18 protein-coding genes are annotated in these 18,244 nt (G+C 64.7%); 13 read left to right on the forward strand and 5 right to left on the reverse strand.

Features of this window, described 5'->3' with window-relative positions; translation table 11 throughout:
• Positions 1–94 precede the first annotated feature (94 nt).
• From AC0969_RS14850 to AC0969_RS14870, 5 genes are all read left to right on the forward strand, one after another.
• Positions 95–1,189, forward strand: coding sequence for an alcohol dehydrogenase catalytic domain-containing protein (locus AC0969_RS14850; RefSeq protein ID WP_479624922.1), 1,095 nt, complete (start codon positions 95–97; stop codon positions 1,187–1,189).
• Positions 1,190–1,191: 2 nt separating this feature from the next.
• Entirely contained in the window at positions 1,192–2,841 is a 1,650-nt protein-coding gene (locus AC0969_RS14855; protein ID WP_479624923.1) for an FGGY-family carbohydrate kinase, read from the forward strand.
• A 108-nt stretch (positions 2,842–2,949) separates the two neighbouring features.
• Entirely contained in the window at positions 2,950–4,023 is a 1,074-nt protein-coding gene (locus tag AC0969_RS14860; protein WP_479624924.1) for an ABC transporter substrate-binding protein, read from the forward strand.
• An 18-nt stretch (positions 4,024–4,041) separates the two neighbouring features.
• The gene (locus tag AC0969_RS14865) at positions 4,042–4,866 is read left to right on the forward strand and encodes an ATP-binding cassette domain-containing protein (RefSeq protein ID WP_479624925.1); all 825 of its coding nucleotides are present in this window, start codon (positions 4,042–4,044) and stop codon (positions 4,864–4,866) included.
• Between the two features lie 9 nt (positions 4,867–4,875).
• Positions 4,876–6,129: a sugar ABC transporter permease gene (locus AC0969_RS14870; protein ID WP_479624926.1), complete on the forward strand. Its 1,254-nt coding sequence runs from the start codon at positions 4,876–4,878 to the stop codon at positions 6,127–6,129.
• Between the two features lie 3 nt (positions 6,130–6,132).
• Here the strand turns inward: AC0969_RS14870 and recX are convergent, their stop codons facing one another.
• Positions 6,133–6,609: a recombination regulator RecX gene (recX, locus tag AC0969_RS14875; protein WP_479624927.1), complete on the reverse strand. Its 477-nt coding sequence runs from the start codon at positions 6,607–6,609 to the stop codon at positions 6,133–6,135.
• Between the two features lie 54 nt (positions 6,610–6,663).
• Positions 6,664–7,779 (reverse strand): recombinase RecA, encoded by a 1,116-nt coding sequence (recA, locus tag AC0969_RS14880; RefSeq protein ID WP_479624928.1) that lies wholly within the window; start codon positions 7,777–7,779, stop codon positions 6,664–6,666.
• A gap of 134 nt (positions 7,780–7,913) precedes the next feature.
• Here recA and AC0969_RS14885 point away from each other — a divergent pair, with 134 nt between their 5' ends.
• Together AC0969_RS14885 and AC0969_RS14890 are read left to right on the forward strand one after the other, a co-directional pair.
• The gene (locus tag AC0969_RS14885) at positions 7,914–8,387 is read left to right on the forward strand and encodes a MarR family winged helix-turn-helix transcriptional regulator (RefSeq protein ID WP_479624929.1); all 474 of its coding nucleotides are present in this window, start codon (positions 7,914–7,916) and stop codon (positions 8,385–8,387) included.
• Positions 8,388–8,411: 24 nt separating this feature from the next.
• A complete protein-coding gene (locus tag AC0969_RS14890; protein ID WP_479624930.1) occupies positions 8,412–9,086 on the forward strand; it encodes a response regulator in 675 nt (224 codons plus the stop codon).
• Between the two features lie 57 nt (positions 9,087–9,143).
• Here the strand turns inward: AC0969_RS14890 and AC0969_RS14895 are convergent, their stop codons facing one another.
• Entirely contained in the window at positions 9,144–9,797 is a 654-nt protein-coding gene (locus AC0969_RS14895) for a pyridoxamine 5'-phosphate oxidase family protein (protein ID WP_479624931.1), read from the reverse strand.
• Between the two features lie 93 nt (positions 9,798–9,890).
• Here AC0969_RS14895 and pdxR point away from each other — a divergent pair, with 93 nt between their 5' ends.
• Positions 9,891–11,363, forward strand: coding sequence for a MocR-like pyridoxine biosynthesis transcription factor PdxR (gene pdxR, locus AC0969_RS14900; protein ID WP_479624932.1), 1,473 nt, complete (start codon positions 9,891–9,893; stop codon positions 11,361–11,363).
• On the opposite strand, the gene AC0969_RS14905 is transcribed toward pdxR, so the two are convergent.
• The gene (locus AC0969_RS14905) at positions 11,360–11,791 is read right to left on the reverse strand and encodes an RbsD/FucU family protein (RefSeq protein ID WP_479624933.1); all 432 of its coding nucleotides are present in this window, start codon (positions 11,789–11,791) and stop codon (positions 11,360–11,362) included. The two genes, pdxR and AC0969_RS14905, sit on opposite strands and share 4 nt — an antisense overlap.
• 204 nt (positions 11,792–11,995) lie before the next feature.
• On the opposite strand from AC0969_RS14905, the gene AC0969_RS14910 reads away from it, so the two are divergent.
• Complete coding sequence (locus AC0969_RS14910; RefSeq protein ID WP_479624934.1) at positions 11,996–13,429, forward strand: methyl-accepting chemotaxis protein; 1,434 nt, start codon at positions 11,996–11,998, stop codon at positions 13,427–13,429.
• 52 nt (positions 13,430–13,481) lie between these two features.
• Here the strand turns inward: AC0969_RS14910 and trxA are convergent, their stop codons facing one another.
• A complete protein-coding gene (trxA, locus tag AC0969_RS14915) occupies positions 13,482–14,441 on the reverse strand; it encodes a thioredoxin (protein WP_479624935.1) in 960 nt (319 codons plus the stop codon).
• Between the two features lie 57 nt (positions 14,442–14,498).
• Between trxA and purE the strand changes: the two genes are divergently transcribed.
• The 4 genes from purE (at position 14,499) to AC0969_RS14935 (ending at position 18,199) form a co-directional block, all read left to right on the forward strand.
• Positions 14,499–14,996 carry a 5-(carboxyamino)imidazole ribonucleotide mutase gene (gene purE, locus AC0969_RS14920; RefSeq protein ID WP_479624936.1) on the forward strand — a complete coding sequence of 166 codons (498 nt, stop codon included), beginning with the start codon at positions 14,499–14,501 and terminating at the stop codon, positions 14,994–14,996.
• A complete protein-coding gene (locus tag AC0969_RS14925) occupies positions 14,993–16,150 on the forward strand; it encodes a 5-(carboxyamino)imidazole ribonucleotide synthase (RefSeq protein ID WP_479624937.1) in 1,158 nt (385 codons plus the stop codon). Before purE ends, AC0969_RS14925 begins: the two co-directional genes overlap by 4 nt.
• The gene (locus tag AC0969_RS14930; protein WP_479624938.1) at positions 16,150–17,172 is read left to right on the forward strand and encodes an L-threonylcarbamoyladenylate synthase; all 1,023 of its coding nucleotides are present in this window, start codon (positions 16,150–16,152) and stop codon (positions 17,170–17,172) included. Before AC0969_RS14925 ends, AC0969_RS14930 begins: the two co-directional genes overlap by 1 nt.
• Before the next feature lie 76 nt (positions 17,173–17,248).
• Positions 17,249–18,199, forward strand: coding sequence for an SGNH/GDSL hydrolase family protein (locus tag AC0969_RS14935; protein ID WP_479624939.1), 951 nt, complete (start codon positions 17,249–17,251; stop codon positions 18,197–18,199).
• The last annotated feature ends 45 nt before the right edge of the window (positions 18,200–18,244 follow it).

Below are 18,244 nucleotides of genomic sequence, written 5' to 3' on the forward strand. Positions count from 1 at the left end.
TCTCTTGTTAGGGTAAATGCCGGGTGCGCAAATTTTCACAATGCCTAAGATTGCACCATCGATTGTGCAACTCCATCCAATGCAAGGTTCTTCCATGACAACCTCTTCCCCTGCCGACATGCAAGCCGTGGTCTGCCACGGCCCGCTGGACTACCGGCTTGAGACCATCCCCACCCCCGTCGCCGGCCCGCACGAGCTGGTGATCCAGATAGCAGCCTGCGGCATCTGCGCCAGCGACTGCAAATGCCATTCGGGCGCGGCCATGTTCTGGGGCGGCAACGGCCAGCCTTCCTGGGTCAAGCCGCCAGTGGTGGCCGGGCATGAATTTTTTGGCTACGTGGTGGAAGCCGGGCCAGGTGCCGAAGCCCACTTTGGCGTGGCCATCGGCGACCGGGTGATTGCCGAGCAGATCGTGCCCTGCGGCAAGTGCCGCTACTGCACCTCCGGCAAGTACCACATGTGCGAAGTACACAACATCTTTGGCTTCCAGCGCCTCGTGGCCGATGGCGGTATGGCCGACTTCATGCGCCTGCCCGCCACGGCGCGGGTACACAAGATTCCCGACGGCATTTCGCTGAACGACGCAGCCATGATCGAACCCATGGCCTGCGCCATCCACACCGTCAACCGGGGCGACATCCAGCTCGACGACGTGGTGGTCATTGCCGGTGCCGGGCCGCTGGGCCTGGGCATGGTGCAGGTGGCCAAGCTCAAGACCCCCAAGAAGCTGGTGGTGATCGACCTGGTGCCCGAGCGGCTGGCGCTGGCCTTGGCCTTTGGGGCCGACGTGGTGATCAATCCCGCCACCCAGAACGCCAAAGAGATCATCCACGGCCTGACCGAAGGCTACGGCTGCGACGTGTACATCGAAACCACCGGCGTGCCCGCAGGCGTAACCCAGGGGCTGGACGTGATCCGCAAGCTGGGCCGGTTTGTGGAGTTCAGCGTGTTTGGCAAAGAGACCAGCGCCGACTGGTCCATCATCGGCGACCGCAAAGAGCTGGACGTACGCGGTGCCCACCTGGGCCCGTACTGCTACCCCATCGCCATCGACCTGATGGCGCGTGGCCTGCTCACCTCGCGCGGCATCGTCACGCACAGCTTTGCGCTCAGCGACTGGGAGGAGGCGTTCAAGCTGGCCAACTCGCTGGACTCGATCAAAGTGCTGCTGCAACCCGGCAAGGTGTGAGCATGGCGCACGCAGAGCAGAACGTGACAGGACTTACGCAAGCTCCCCCTGTACGCCCACAGGGCGATACAGGGGCGCTGCGTACGTCCTACGTCATTGGTGTCGATGTAGGCACCCAAAGCACCAAGGCCGTGCTGGTGCGCGCCGATGGCCGCATCATCGCCACGCACAGCCAGAGCTACCAGGTCGAAACCCCGGCGCCGCTGTGGGCCCAGCAGTGGCCCAGCGTCTGGATGGACGCGGTAGTTTTATGCATAAAAGGGGTGCTAGCGCAGGTAGCACCTGCGCAGACTGCTATCAAAAGCATATGTATCAGCAGTTTGTACGGCGGCTCGGGCATCCCGGTGGATGCAGACGGCAAAGCCCTCTACCCCTGCCTGATCTGGATGGACCGCCGCGCCCAGGCGCAGGTGGACTGGGTGCGCAGCACCGTAGACATCGAGCGCCTGTTCGACATCACCGGCAACGGCGTGGACAGCTACTACGGCTACACCAAGATGCTCTGGCTGCGCGATAACGAACCCACGGTGTGGGCCCAAACCGCGCAGTTTTTGCCGCCCAACAGCTTCATCAACGCCGCCCTCACCGGGCAGGTGGCGGTGGACCACAGCTCGGCCGGCAACATCGGCGGCGTGTACGACCTGGCACGCCGTTGCTGGTCTGACGAAGCCTTGGCCATGCTGGGCATTCCGCGCCGCATGATGCCGGACCGCTTGGTGGCATCGAGCGATGTGGTCGGCCCGCTGCTACCCCATTGGGCGGAAGAATTGGGCCTGCCCGTGGGCCTGCCGGTGATCGCCGGGGGCGTGGATGCTGCCGTGGCCACCCTGGCCGCCGGAGCCACGCAACCCGGCAACCACGTCGGCATGATCGGCACCAGCATGGCTTGGGGCACCATCCGCCAGCAGGTGGATGCGCGCCACGGCCTGATCAGCATGCCGCATGTGTTCAACGGCATGGAAGACCTGTACGTGTTTGGCGGTGCCATCACCGCCGGGGCCAGCGTGAGCTGGTTCCGCGAGAACTTTTGCCAGGCCGAGATTGCCGCCGGGCGCGCCCAGGGCGTGGACCCGCATGGGCTGCTGGAAGCCGCCGCCAGCGGCCTGCCCAGCGGCTCGGATGCGCTGCTGTTTTTGCCCTACCTGATGGGCGAGCGCAGCCCCTTGTGGGATGCCAAGGCCAGCGGAGCCTTCATCGGCCTGGGCCTGCACCATGGCCGCGCCCACCTGTACCGTGCCGTGCTGGAGGGCATTGCCTACGCGCTGCACCACAACATCGAAACCGGCACGCTAGACGGCCACCCGCTGGACCAGGCCATCACCATCGTTGGCGGGGCTAGCCAGTCCGACCTGTGGATGCAGATCATTGCCGACGTGACCGGCCGCCCGGTGTTCACCATCGCCGAGGAAGTCGAAGCCTCGCTGGGGGCCGCGCAACTGGCGGCTTTTGGTGTGGGCCTGATCGATGCCGCCACGGTACGCAAGGGCTGGGTGCAATTGACCCCCCGCGCCCAGCCGCAGGAGCCTGCCCGCAGCACCTATGCCGCGCTGTTTAAGTTGTATGTGGCGCTGTACCCCACCTTGAAGCCGGTAATGCACCAGCTGCGCCAGATCAGTGTGGACAGCACCGCCAAGCCCGCCATTTTGTCTTGAAGCTCAATCGATTGTGCAACTACCCAACTATGGAAGGAATCTCCCGCCCATGCCCTGAAAACCCCATACTGCTTTCGAGAAAACCAACTACATAAACCGGAGATAGACATGAAAATTCGCACCCTGACCCGCCTTGCATCCCTGACCGCCGTCGTCCTGGGCAGCACTGCTTTGTACGCCCAGACCATCGCCCCCGCCAAGATCGCGTTCCTGATGCCCGACCAGTCGTCCACCCGCTACGAAGAGCACGACAGCCCCGGCTTCAAGGCAGAGATGAAAAAGCTCTGCGCCGCCTGCGAAGTGCTCTACCAAAACGCCGACGGCGACGCATCGCGCCAGCAGCAGCAGTTCAACGCCATGATTTCGCAGGGCGTGAAAGCCATCGTGCTGGACCCGGTGGACTCCACCGCCGCCGCCTCGCTGGTCAAGCAGGCCCAGGCCAAGGGCATCAAAGTGGTGGCCTATGACCGCCCGATTCCCGCCGCCAAGGCCGACTACTACGTGTCGTTCAACAACGAAGGCATAGGCAAAGCCATTGCCGACTCGCTGGTGGCGCGCCTCAAAGCTGCCGGCGTGAAGCCGGGCGAAGGCGGTGTACTGCAGGTCAACGGCTCGCCCACCGATGCGGCGGCGGGCCTGATCAAGAAGGGTATCCACGCCGGGCTGGACAACAGCGGCTACAAAATTTTGGCCGAATACGACACCCCCGACTGGGTGCCCGCCAAGGCCCAGCAGTGGGTAAGCGGCCAGATCGCGCGCTTCGGCAAACAGATCGTGGGCGTGGTGGCGGCCAATGACGGCACCGGCGGCGGCGCGATTGCGGCCTTTAAGGCGGCGGGCGTGAACCCCGTGCCACCGGTGTCCGGCAACGACGCCACCATCGCGGCGCTGCAACTCATCATTGCCGGTGACCAGTACAACACCATCTCCAAACCCAGCGAAATCGTCGCCGCCGCAGCCGCGCAGGTCGTGGTGAAGCTGCTGGCAGGCGAAACGCCCAAGGCCGAGATGATGCTGTACGACACCCCTTCGCAGCTGTTCACCCCCGCCGTGGTGGTGGCTGGCAACCTGAAGGCAGAAATCATCGACAAGATGGTTAGCGGCAAACCGATCCAGACCGCTGCCGTGTTGTGCGTGGACCGTTACGCCGACGGCTGCAAGAAGCTCGGCATCACCAAGTAAACCTGCAGGTACAGCGCCATGACAACCCAACCAATGCAAACTTCCACGCCAGCACGCGAGCTGGTCCTGAGCCTGCGTGGCATCACCAAGCGCTTCGGCGCCGTGGCCGCGCTGACCGATATCGATCTTGACGTGCATGCGGGCGAGGTGGTGGCCTTGGTGGGCGACAACGGTGCCGGCAAATCCACACTGGTCAAGATCTTGTCCGGCGTACACCAGCCGACCTCGGGCAGCATGGCCTTTTGCGGCCAGCCGGTCACGCTGGCCGACCCCGGTGCCTCGCTGGCACTGGGCATTGCCACCGTGTTCCAGGACTTGGCGCTGTGCGAGAACCTGGACGTGGTGGCCAATATCTTCCTGGGCAAAGAGCTCAGCCCCTTCCACCTGAACGAGGTGGACATGGAGGTCAAGGCCTGGCAGCTGCTCAACGAGCTGTCGGCCCGCATCCCCAGCGTGCGCATTCCGGTGGCGGCGCTGTCGGGTGGCCAACGCCAGACGGTGGCCATCGCCCGCTCGCTGCTGCTCTCGCCCAAGCTGATCCTGCTCGACGAGCCCACCGCCGCCCTGGGCGTGGCCCAGACCGCCGAGGTGCTGGACCTAATCGAACGGGTGCGCGACAAGGGCCTGGGCGTGGTCATGATCAGCCACAACATGGAAGACGTGCGCGCTGTGGCCGACCGCATCGTAGTGCTGCGCCTGGGCAAAAACAACGGCGTGTTCCTGCCCGATGCATCCAACCACGAACTGGTGGGTGCCATTACCGGGGCCGCCGACAACTCTGTTTCGCGCCGCACAACACGAAGATCTTCGCGCCGCGAATCCTTACAAACCCACACCGCATAAGGCTCCAGAATGTCTACCCAAACCGTGGCGAAAGCCCCACCGCTGCTGGACCGCAGCGACGAACGCTACCAGGTCGAAACCGGCGTGGGCGGCGCCATCCGTACCTTCATCGACAAGGTCAAGGCCGGGGACCTGGGCTCGCTGCCGGTGATCGTCGGCCTGGCCGTCATCTGGACGGTGTTTCAAAGCATCAACCCGATCTTTCTGTCCAGCACCAACCTGATCAACATGCTGTTCGATGCGTCCACCATCGGGGTGATCTCGCTGGGCATCATCTGCATTTTGATGGTCGGTGAAATCGACCTGTCGGTCGGCTCAGTCAGCGGCTTTGCATCGGCCATCGTCGGCGTGCTGTGGGTCAACCACGGCTGGCCGGTGGGCTGGGCCATTGCCGCCGCCGTAGCCACGGGCGCAGTCATCGGCCTGGTCTATGCGCAGCTGTTCAACCGCTTCGGCATGCCCAGCTTTGTGTCCACGCTGGCCGGTTTGCTGGCCATTCTGGGTGCCCAGTTGTATGTGCTGGGCGGCACCGGCTCCATCAACCTGCCCTACGACTCGCCGCTGGTGAACCTGGGCCAGTCGCTGTTCATGCCCGCCTTTGTGGCCTACGGTCTGGTGGCCATTGCAGGCATCGTGCTGTTTCTGGCGGGGCGGCAAACCGCCGCCCGTCGCCGTGCCGCCGGTTTGTCTGCCGAGTCGATGGGCCGCCTGGTGCTGCGCACCGCCGTGCTCACCATCGTGTTGGAGCTGATCGCGCTGTACTTCTACCAGGACCGGGGCATTCCGTGGATGTTTGGCATCTTTATTGGCCTGGTGGTGGGGCTGGACTATGCCCTCACCCGCACCCAGTGGGGCCGCATGGTCCATGCCGTGGGCGGCAACCGCGAGGCGGCCCGCCGCGCCGGTATCAAGGTGCGCAGCATCTACGCCAGCGTGTTCGTGCTGTGTGCCTCGCTGGCGGCCTTTGGCGGGGTGATGGCCTCGGCCCGCCTGGCATCGGCCAGCCAGCAGGCCGGTACCGGCGACGTAAACCTGAACGCGATTGCCGCAGCGGTGATTGGCGGCACCAGCCTGTTTGGCGGGCGCGGCAGTGCGTATTCGGCGCTGCTGGGGATCATCGTGATCCAGTCGATCTCCAGCGGGCTGACGCTGCTGGACTTGTCGTCGTCGCTGCGTTACATGATCACCGGCGCGGTGCTGGCGATTGCGGTGATCGTGGACTCACTCGCCCGCCAATCCCGCGTGTCCCACGGCAGGGCATAGGCCTCAATAACTCTCGTCCTCGTCCCCGCCCGCCACCACCTTGCGCACCACGTCGCCCGAGAAGCCACGGGCCAGCAAAAACCGCTGCTGCTTGCCCCGGGCGGCGGCGTCCAGCGGCGGGGTGCCGAACTTCTTGCGCCAGACCTCGCGGGCGCGGGCCAGCTCGGTGTCTTGCAGGCTGGCCACCGCGTCCAGCACCATGCCGGGTTCCAGCCCCTTGCTTTGCAACTCTTGGCGAATGCGGGCGGTGCCCAGCTTGGCGGCACGGCGGTACAGCACCGAGTCCACCACCCGCTGCTCGTTGATGAAGTCTTTGGCCTGCAGTGCGTCCAGCGCCTGGGCCAGTTCGCCGGGTACTGCTTCAAACGGTTTCAGCTTGCGCTCCAGCTCGGCCCGCGAATACTCGCGACCACTGAGCAGGCGCAGAGCCCGGCCTTTGAGGCTGATGGGCGCCAAGCCCTTGGACGGTGTAAAAGCCATTTGCTATTATTTATATAGCTACTAGCGCAGGTAATACATGCGCTAGAGCCCTATTTAGGCTTCAGTTTTACCTTCCGCTTTGGCTTTTTTGCTTTCTTTGGCGGGTTCGGCCGGTGCGGCGGCGACGATGATCAGCGGGATGCCCAGCGACTCGCGCACTTTGTTTTCGATCTCGGTGGACAGGCCGGGGTTTTCGCGCAGAAATTCGCGGGCGTTGTCGCGGCCCTGGCCGATTTTTTCGCCGTTGTAGGCGTACCAGGCACCCGACTTTTCGATCACCTTGGCCTCCACACCCATGTCGATGATTTCGCCGTGGCGGCTGATGCCTTCGCCAAACAGAATGTCGAACTCGGCGGTCTTGAACGGGGGCGCCACCTTGTTCTTCACCACTTTGACCTTGGTCTCGTTGCCGATCGCGTCGTCGCCCTTTTTGATGGTGCCGGTGCGGCGGATGTCCAGGCGCACCGAGGCGTAGAACTTCAGCGCGTTGCCGCCGGTGGTGGTTTCGGGCGAGCCGAACATCACGCCGATCTTCATGCGGATCTGGTTGATGAAGATGACCATGCAGTTGGCCTTCTTGATGTGGGCGGTGAGCTTGCGCAGCGCCTGGCTCATCAACCGGGCTTGCAGGCCGGGCAGGCTGTCGCCCATTTCGCCTTCCAGCTCGGCCTTCGGCGTAAGGGCGGCCACCGAGTCAATGACGATCAGATCGACCGCGCCAGAGCGCACCAGCGAATCCACAATTTCCAGCGCCTGCTCACCGGTGTCGGGCTGGCTGATCAGCATTTCTTGCAGATTGACGCCCAGGTTTTGGGCGTACTGGGTGTCGAGCGCGTGCTCGGCATCCACAAAAGCGCAGGTGCCGCCGAGCTTTTGCATTTCAGCAATGACTTGCAGGGTCAGCGTGGTTTTGCCGCTGGATTCGGGGCCGTAGATTTCGATGACGCGGCCACGCGGCAGGCCGCCCACGCCCAGCGCGATGTCCAGACCCAGCGAGCCGGTGGACACCACCTGGATGTCCTCGATCACCTCGCCCTCGCCCAGACGCATGATGGTGCCCTTGCCAAACTGCTTTTCGATCTGCGCCAGCGCGGCTTGCAAGGCTTTGGCTTTTTCGGCCAGGGCTGCGGGGGTGGGGGCTGCGGGCGGGGCTTTGACGGCTGCGTTCATGGTGCGGGTCTTTCGAAAAAATGGGTGGCTGGACAGCCTGCGGTTAACTACAGGCTGGATGCTTGAACAGTAGTTTACGGCGACCCATTGTTTCTGCAATAGATTTTTTAGTCAGTTTGGCTTACCATTAAAAAATGCCAAACATCACTGCTGAACAAGGTTGGCGCGAGACGCATTTAGGCCGCTTGATGGCCGCTGCGCTACAGCGCTTCGATGCCCGCGTGCTGGAGCTAATGGCCCGCAACGTGGACGTGCCGTTGGCGCTGGGCAACCTGGCCGCCCGTGCGCAGGTGGGCGCGGCGCACATCCACATCACTCGGCATTTGCCCCTGCAAGGCGCACGGCTCACCGAATTGGCGGCGCAGGCGGGCATGAGCAAGCAGGCGATGGGTGACCTGGTGGACCAGTGCGCCGCCTGGGGCATGGTGGCCCGCACCCCTGACCCGCTGGACGCGCGGGCGCGCCGGGTGGTGTTTACGGCGACCGGGCTGGCGTGGCTCAAAGCCTTCCAGGATGCGGTAGCGCAAGCCGAGGAAGAATTCCACCAGGCTGTAGGGACCGAAATTGCGACCGTCGTTGCGTTGGGCTTGGAGGCCTACGCTACATAATCGCGCAAAAATGAGGAGACCCGCATGCGTATCTTGATTGCAGAAGACGACCAGGTTTTAGCCGACGGCCTGTTGCGCGGCCTGCGTGCATCGGGCGCTGCGGTGGACCATGTGGCCAGTGGCACCGAGGCCGATGCCGCGCTGCTGACCAACCGCGAATTCGACCTGCTGATCCTCGACCTGGGCCTGCCCAAGATGCATGGCCTGGAGGTGTTGAAGCGCCTGCGCGCCCGGGGCTCGTCGCTGCCGGTGCTGATTTTGACGGCGGCCGACAGCGTGGAAGAGCGCGTCAAGGGCCTGGACTTGGGGGCCGACGACTACATGGCCAAGCCGTTTTCGCTGCAAGAGCTGGAAGCCCGGGTGCGTGCCCTGGCCCGGCGCGGCGCGGGCGTGGCCAGCAGCAGCATCCAGCACGGCCCGCTGCTGTACGACCACGCCGGGCGCATGGCCAGCATCGACGGCAAACCCCTGGAACTGTCGGCCCGCGAACTCGGCCTGCTGGAGGTGTTGTTGCAGCGCGTGGGGCGGCTGGTGAGCAAAGAGCAGCTGATCGAGCGCCTGTGCGAATGGGGCGAAGAGGTCAGCGTCAACGCCATTGAGGTCTACATCTACCGGCTGCGCAAGAAGATCGAGAAAGGCCCGATCCGCATCGCCACGGTGCGCGGGCTGGGGTATTGCCTGGAAAAAATCGCGCCCTGAGATAAATGAGGCATGTTTTAAGCCTCCAGCGCATACGCAATATGCGCATATAGCTACTTAAACAGTAGCAACTTCCGCCCACTCCCGCACATAGCCCGGCACCGCCCCCGGCCCAGCTGCGTCCAGCACCGGCGCAGCGCGGGTCTGCACCAGGGGGAGCACACCGGTCCACACGGGGATGGCCATGTCTTCTGCGTCGTCTACCGGCGGGCCGGTGCGGACTTTGCACACCGCCTCGTCCAGCGCGATGCGCATCACCGTGGTGGCGGCGAATTCTTTGGCGCTGCCCTGGCGGATGTCGGCGTTGCGGCCCGGTGCGATGTGGTCCATGAAGGCATCCATCGCGGCGCGCTTGTCGGCATCGGACGCCACCCGCTCAAACGTGCCGTAGACCACCGCCGAGCGGTAGTTCATCGAATGGTTGAAGGCCGAGCGGGCCAGCACCAGTCCATCCACATGGGTGATGGCCACGCAGGCCGGGGTGCCGCCCGCCAGCAGCTTGAGCAAGCGCCCGCCGTTGGAGCCGTGGATGTACAAGTGCGCGCCGATGCGCCAGCAGGCGGTGGGAATGTTGTGCGTGCCCTGTGCGTCGGCAAAGGCGATGTGGCACACGTAGGCCGCGTCCAGGATGGCGTACAGCGTGCTGCGCTGGTAGTCGGCGTTTTCGGCGATGCGGCGGATGCGGGTGCGGGCGCTGGGGGCTTCGGTCATGGCGGGCTTTCAAAGCGGTGAAAAGTGGGCGCACTATAGGTTTGTATGGCCCCACAGTTAGGGCCATAAACTATTGATTTTTTAGAGCCATCTATGGACTACGCACTGCTGTTTGCCCACCACCTGCACAGCCACCCTGCGGGGCCGCGCCAGCGCCAATTGCACGCCTGCCTGCGCGCTGCCATCCGCAGCGGCACCCTGGGCGCGGGCACGCGGCTGCTGGCCACCCGGCAGCTGGCGGCCGACCTGGGCGTGTCGCGCAACACCGTGCTGTACGCCTACGCGCAACTGGCCACCGAGGGCTATGTGCAGCCCGACCGCCGGGGTACGCGGGTGGCCGAGTTGGCGCTGGCCAAACCGCTGGCGAACACCGCGCAGAGGGCCAGCACAGCCCCCTCGGCGGCGCAGCCCACGCTGTCGCGCCGCGCCCACACCGGCGAACCCCTGCTTGAACCCCTGACCGAGGCGCACTGGATGGGGGCCTTCGTTCCGGGTGTGCCCGCGCTGGCCGACTTTCCGCTGGCGGCTTGGCGGCGGCAGATGGACCGGGCCTGGCGCAGCCTGTCCACGGTGCAGCTGAACTACGGTGGCCCGGCCGGTCAGCCGCTGCTGCGCGAAGCCATTGCCGAGCATCTGCGGGCGGCGCGTGGCGTGGTCTGCGAGGCGCGCCAGGTGTTCATCACCGACGGCACGCAAAGCAGCCTGGACCTGTGCGCCCACGCGCTGGCCGATGTGGGCGACACGGTGTGGCTGGAAAACCCCGGCTACCGGGGCGCGCTGACCGCCTTCCAGGCCGCCGAGCTGCGGGTGCATGGCATTGCGGTGGATGCCGACGGCATCGCCCCCAGTGCCGCCGACTGGCAGCAGCACCCGCCCAAGCTCATCTACACCACGCCGTCGCACCAGTACCCGCTGGGCAGCGTGCTCAGCCTGCCCCGGCGGCTAGCACTGCTGGCCCAGGCCCAGGCCTGCGGCGCACTGGTGATTGAAGACGACTACGACAGCGAATTCCGATACGACGGCCCGCCCCTGGCCGCCATGCAGGGGCTGCGGCCCTTTGCTCCGGTGCTGTACCTGGGCACCTTCAGCAAAACCCTGTTTCCGGCGCTGCGCATCGGCTTCATGGTGGTGCCGCAGCACCTGGTGGCCCCGCTGGAGCGGCGGCTGGCCCGGTCGGCCCCGCGCGGGCGGGCGGCCGACCAGTTGGCGCTGGCAGAATTTTTGCGCAGCGGCCAGTTCGCCACCCACCTGGGCCGCATGCGCCGCCTGTACCGGCAGCGGCGCGATGCCTTGCGCAGCGCGCTGGTGCAGCACTTTGGCCCGGGCGTGGCGGTGGTGGGCGGCTCGGCGGGCATGCACCTGGCGCTGGGGCTGGACGCAGCGGTGTCCGACGTAGCCGTCAGCGCCCAGGCCTTGCAGCACGGCATCGTGGCCCACGCCCTGAGCGCGCATGCGGTACCCGGCAGCGGGCCGGTGTGGAACGGGTTGATGCTGGGCTATGCCCAGGTGCCTGCCGAGCAGATGGAGGCGGCGGTGCGCAAGCTGGCAGCGCTGGTGGCGGGTTAATCTGCCGAGTGGACGACGCCTTTTTTCAGCAAAATATTGCCGTACAGCCGCGTCTCCCCGGTGGCCACCACGGCAAAGGCCTGGGCGGCGCGGGCGTAGAAGGCGAAGCGCTCCAGCGTGGCGGGCGGCTGCTCGCCGTGGCGTACCAGGGTGGCGGCAAAGTCCTGCACCGCAGGCGGCACGGCGCTGGCATCGCCCACCACCTGCATGGTGTGGGCGGCAGCGGGCACAAAGTCGTCTAGCGGCAGCACCGACAGCACGGCATCCAGCACCCGGGTGGCATCCACGCCGGGCAGGTGTACCAGCCGTTTGGCGTGGGTGGCGGCCGGAAAGTTGGCATCCACCAGGGCGATTTCGTCGCCGTGGCCCATAGAGGCCAGCACGTGCAGCAGGTCGGCGCTGAGCAAGGGGGAGAGATTTTTAAGCATGGAATAAACCCGTAAAACTAGCGAAATCAGAGGTGCGCGTGGGCTGCCATATTAGGGCTATTTTTTGCCGGCTGGCCGGTGGATATTGATTCACTTATAGTCAATCGCCCCCATGTAAACCCGAGCTATTTGGAGGCAAAAAAACACGTTTCTGCACACCGTGCAGGTGTATCGTTCCCTATCAAAAACAAAAAGGTGTTGCCCATGACTGCTACGTATTCCAACCCCCACCAGCGGGCACCCCAGGCTTCATCCCAGGCCTTGCTGGGCGATAAAGTCATGTTGGCGGCGATTGCACTCAGTGCCATCGCCGCCATTGTTTTGGGCTTCCAGTTTGTCGATTCCGGCCTGGCATTTGGCGTGTCGCTGTTGCTGCTGGTGGTGGCCGGGCTGGTCTACGCCACCTGCAAGGGCACCATGACGTCCCGCCTGGTGCTGGCGTTTGTGCAGGTGTCGCTGGTGGCCCTGCACATCCAGCTGGCGCGCGGCATGATTGAGCTGCACTTTGGCGTGTTCGTCACGCTGGCGCTGCTGCTGGTGTACCTGGACTGGCGGCCCATCGTCTTTGGGGCCGCGTTGTTTGCGGTGCACCATGTGCTGTTTGACCGGCTACAGGCGGCCGGCCTGGGCTTTTATTGCGCCACCGAGCCCGACTTTTTACGCATCATGTTGCATGCCACCTATGTGGTGATCCAGACGGCGCTGGAAGTGGTGCTGGCCCTGGGCATGGGCCGCACTGCGCTGCAAGGCGAAGAACTGGTTGAGCTGGTGGGCGGCGTAGACCGGGCCGATGGCATTGCCTTGGGCGTGGCCCACGTCAAGGTCACCACCCCGGTGGCACTGGCTTTGCAGGCCGCGCTGGCGCGGATGGATGGCGCGGTGTCGGCGGTGCGCGGCTCTACCAGCAATATCGAAACCGCGTGCAGCGAAATCGCCACCGGTAACCAGGATTTGAGCGTGCGTACCGAGCAAACCGCCAGCAATTTGCAACGCACCGCCAGCAGCATGGAATCGCTGACCAGCACGGTGAAGCAGTCGGCCGATGCCGCCCACCAGGCCAACCAGTTGGCGGCATCCGCAGCCGCCGTAGCGGCCCGTGGTGGCCAGGTGGTCAGCCAGGTGGTCACCACCATGGACGAGATCAACCAAAGCTCCAAAAAGATCTCCGACATTATTGGCGTGATCGACGGCATCGCTTTCCAGACCAATATTCTGGCGTTGAACGCCGCCGTAGAAGCCGCCCGCGCGGGTGAGCAGGGCCGTGGCTTTGCGGTGGTGGCCAGCGAGGTGCGGTCCTTGGCCGGGCGCAGTGCCGAAGCAGCCAAAGAAATCAAGACGCTGATCAGTGCCTCGGTCGAACGGGTGGAGTCCGGCTCGCGGCTGGTGCACAACGCGGGCAGCACCATGACCGAGATCGTCAGTTCGGTGAAGCGGGTGAGCGACATCATTGGCGAGATCACCGCCGCGTCTGCCGAGCAGTCGGACGGCATCACCGAGGTCAACCATGCCATTGCCCAGCTCGACCAGATGACCCAGCAAAACGCGGCCTTGGTAGAGCAATCTGCTGCTGCTGCCGAGAGCCTGCGCGACCAGGCCCGGCGGCTGGTGGATGCGGTGGAAGTGTTCCGCGTTTCGTAAGGGATCGTAAGGGATCGCAAGGGGCCGTTTTTAAACGGCCCGTGCCACCGCCTTAGTTGAGCACCATGCTCAAGCGGCGGCGGTACGTGGCTACCAGCAGCGCCTGCGGGTCTTGCACGGCGACCGACTTGCCGGAGATTTCAATCCCCCCCGCCGTCTTGTTGCCCGCATCCAAGCTGACCTTGGGCTTGGGCGGGGTGAGCAGCTCCAAAATGGCGATGAAGACCTTGCGCGGGGCTTCCTCACTCCACTTTTTGTCGCGCATGATGATTTCTAGCAGCTCGTCCATCGCGGCGGTCCAGTCGCCCTGGGCCATCAGGATGCGGCCTTTGGCGAAGCGCGCATCGAAGTCGCGCTTGTTGGCGGTAATTTTTATGTCTAATTCGGCTATGGCGCTTATATCTTTTGCGCTGGTAGCTGCGAAATTAATAGCGCCAATCCACTGCGACAGGGCTTCAAAACGCAGCTGCGCGGGGATGTACTTCAGCGTGGGTTGCAACGCGGCCTCGGCTTCTTCGAGGTGGCCGGCCTGGGTCAGCAGGCGCACATAGTCAAACCGGGCATCGTCGTTGGCCGGGTCTAGCGCCAAGGCTTGGTGCAGCTTGTAGAGGGCGGCATCGGTGTCACCGGCTTCGGCCAGGGCCAGGGCTTCCTCGGCCTCGGTCGGCTCGGCTTCTAGCGGCGCGCCAGCGGGCACGTGTTTGTCCAGAAATTCTTTCACCTTGCCCTCGGGCAGCGCGCCCTGAAAGCCATCCACCGGCTGGCCGTTGACCACCAAAATGCAGGTGGGAATGCTGCGGATGCCAAAGGCTTCGGCCAGTTGCTGCTCCTGGTCGGAGTCGATCTTGGCCAGCTTGAAGCGGCCCGCGTAATCCGCCTCTACCTTCTCCAGCAGCGGGCCAATAACCTTGCAGGGCTCGCACCACGGGGCCCAAAAATCGACCAGCACCGGGGTGGTCATGGAGGCAGCAATGACCTCGGTTTCAAAGTTGGCAAAGGTGACGTCGATCATTTTTGGGGGGCCTCAAGGGCAAAAAGTAAAATTGAAGGCTAATCAAAAAGTAGCCCTATGACTAAAGATGTAGAAATTGGTGTGGTGATGGGTTCCAGCTCCGACTGGGACACCATGCAGCATGCGGTGCAGATTCTCCAACAGTTTGGCATTGCGCACGAAGCGCGGGTGGTATCGGCCCACCGCATGCCCGACGACATGTTTGCCTACGCCGAAGCCGCCGCCGGGCGTGGCCTCAAGGCCATCATTGCGGGCGCGGGCGGTGCCGCCCACCTGCCGGGCATGCTGGCCGCCAAAACCCCCGTGCCGGTGCTGGGCGTGCCGGTGGGCACCAAGCATTTGAGCGGCGTGGATTCGCTGCACAGCATTGTGCAAATGCCCAAGGGCATTCCGGTGGCTACCTTCGCCATTGGCAACGCGGGTGCGGCCAACGCGGCCCTGTTTGCCGTGGCCCTGCTGGCGAACGAGAACCCGGCTTTGCGTGCCCAGCTGGAAGCCTTCCGCGCCGCGCAGACCGAGGTGGCCCGCAGCATGGTTGTGCCGCCCGTACTATGAAGCCCATCCTCCCCGGAACCACGCTGGGCGTGATGGGCGGCGGCCAACTGGGCCGGATGTTCATCCACGCGGCCCAGCGCATGGGCTATTTCACGGCGGTGCTGGACCCGGATGCGGCCAGTCCGGCCGGGCGCGTTAGCCACCACCACATCGCCACCGACTACCTGGACCCGCAGGGCCTGGCGCAGTTGGCCGTGCTGTGTGATGCCATCACGACCGAGTTTGAAAACGTGCCCGCGCCCGCCCTGGCCACGCTGGCGCAGAGCAAAACGGTGGCACCCGCCGCGTCGGCCGTGGCCATCGCCCAAGACCGCGCTGCCGAAAAGGCCCACTTCGTGCGCTGTGGCGTGCCGTGTGCGCCGTATGCCGTGATCGACACGCCAGAGCAACTGGCCGCGATCGACGAAGCCCTGCTGCCGGGCATCCTCAAAACCACCCGCATGGGCTACGACGGCAAGGGCCAGGCCCGCGTCGCCACCCGCGCCGCACTGGCAGCGGCCTGGGCGGATATGCGCAACGTGCCCTGCGTGCTGGAGAAAATGCTGCCCCTGGTGGCCGAATGCTCGGTGATCGTGGCCCGTGGCACCGACGGCCAGATGGTGCACCTGCCACCGCAGCGCAATCTGCACCGCGACGGCATTCTGGCGGTGACCGAGGTTTATGAGGAAAATATGCCTCTGGCGCTTATAGAGCAAGCGGTAGTTGCTACGAAATCTATAGCGAGTGGTTTGCCCTACGTGGGCGTGCTCTGCGTGGAATTTTTCGTGCTGCAAGACGGCAGCCTGGTGGTCAACGAAATCGCCCCGCGCCCGCACAACAGCGGCCACGCCAGCATGGACTGCTGCGACGTGTCCCAGTTCGAGCTGCAAGTGCGCACCCTCACCGGCCTGCCGCTGGTGCAGCCGCGCCAGCACAGCCCGGCGGTGATGTTGAATTTGCTGGGCGACCTGTGGTTTGTGCAGTCTGAACTTGCCACCACGCCACCCTGGGCCGAAGTCTTGGCCCTGCCCGGCGCGCACCTGCATCTGTACGGCAAAGCCCGCGCCAGCCGGGGCCGCAAGATGGGCCACCTGACGCTGACCGGCCCCACGGTAGCCGCCGTGCGCGCCACCGCCCTGCAAGCCGCCGCGTTGCTCGGCATCGAGGCGTTCTGATGCTGCTAGACGGCCAAGACCCCGCAGCCATCCAGCAAGCCGCCCAGGCATTGGCGGCGGGTGAGTTGCTGGGCCTGCCCACCGAAACCGTCTACGGGCTGGCGGCAGATGCCTCCAGCGACACGGCGGTGGCCAAGATATTTACCGCCAAAGGCCGCCCCAGCGACCACCCGCTGATCGTCCACATCGCGCCCGGCCCGGCGGGCGTAGTGCACTTAGCCGCAGGCGTGTCACATTTCGCAGCCAATGTGCCGGCCTTTGCCCAGGCGCTGATGGATGCCTTCTGGCCCGGCCCGCTGACGCTGATCCTGCCGCGCCGCCCCGGCGTAGGCGCTACAGCGGCAGGCGGGCAAGACAGCATCGGCCTGCGTTGCCCAGCGCACCCGGTTGCACTGGCAGTCCTGCAAGCCTGCGCCGCCTTGGGCGTGGCTGGGTTGGCCGCACCCAGTGCCAACCAGTTTGGCCGCGTCAGCCCCACCACGGCGGCGCATGTGCAGTCGGAATTTGGTGCGGACCTGCTGGTATTAGACGGTGGCCCGTGCAGCATGGGCATCGAGTCCACCATCGTCGATTGCACCCGTGGCGAACCCGTGCTGCTGCGCCCTGGCAGCATTGGCCGCGACCAGATCGAACACGCCTGCGGCCAGCCGCTGCGCGACAAGGACACGCTGGCCAACGCGCCACGCGCATCGGGCACGCTGGAGGCGCATTACGCCCCCACGGCCAAGGTCCGGCTGATGACCGCTGCGGCGCTGCAAACCGCGCTGGATTTGCTCGGCACGGGGCTGGATGGCCAGGCCGTGACCATCGCCGTGTACGCCCGCCAGCCCCTGCGCAGCCGCTCGGCCCAGGTGGTGTGCCACGCCATGCCCCCAGATGCCGCCGCCGCCGCGCAAGCCCTGTTTGCCGCGCTGCGCGACTTCGATGCCCAGGGCGTGCGCCTGATCTGGGTGGAAACCCCGCCCGACACGCCCGCGTGGGAAGGCGTGCGCGACCGTTTGCAACGGGCTTCGGTCGCATGAAGGGGGCTTGAAGGTTCTTTACCCAAATTGGCTTTATTGCATCGTTAAACTCATCTATCGTTTTTTGGAGTTACCTATGACCGTTTTTAGCTTGCGCCGTGCCGTTTTGGGCCTGGCCTGCGCCTCGGCTGCCTTGTTGGCCGCTTGTGGTGCCAGTTCTGTGGAGTCGCAGTTGAATCCGACCCGGATCATCGGCTTCGGCGATGCGTTTAGCGTGGTCACCCCCGGGGCCAGCTATACCGTGAACAACAGCACCAGCGGTGTCATCACCACCTGGATCGGTCAGCTGGCCAGCAGCTACGGCGTGGTGCTGAACACCTCGCTGGTGTATGCCAAGGGCAATGCCCGCATCAACAGCACCACCGATGCCGCCGGTGGCAGCAACACCCCGATCAAGGTGCAGATCGACAACTTTCTGGCCAGCAATACGCTGGGGGCCAGCGACCTGGTGGTCATCAACGGCGGCATCAGCGACATCGTGGCCGACATGGCGGCCAGCGGCAACACCGCCAACGCCACCCAGTACGGCAAAGACCTGGGTGCGCAAGTGCGCCGCCTGGTGACCGCTGGCGGCAAATACGTGGCGGTGGTGGGGGTGTACAACCTGGGCCGCAGCCCTTGGGCTACCGTGCTGGGCAAAACCTCCGAACTGGAACTGGCCAGCCGCGCCTTCAACGTGGCCTTGAAGGTGTCGATTGAAGACCTGGGCGCCAACGTGCGCTATGTCGAAGCCGAGGCCTACTTCAATAATTTGTCGGGCTCCGAATACACGAACTATGGCTTTACTAACAAATCGGATTTGGCCTGCACTTCGGTGGACTCGGCTGCGGGCATCGGCACCGGTACCGGGCAAGTCAATTCGTCACTGTGCACGCCCTCGACCCTGAACCCGGCCATCGTGGCCAATTCCGCCGGTGTTACCTACGACCAGTACCTGTTTGCCGACCGGCTGTACTTCACCCCCCTTGCGCAGCGTCTGTTTGGCGTGCAGGTTTACAGCTTTTTGCACGGCTCCAGCGGCTTCTAAACGGCCACCGATCCCCAACAAAAAACCGACCCAAGGGTCGGTTTT

Source organism: Rhodoferax sp. LB1P47, assembly GCF_056521445.1.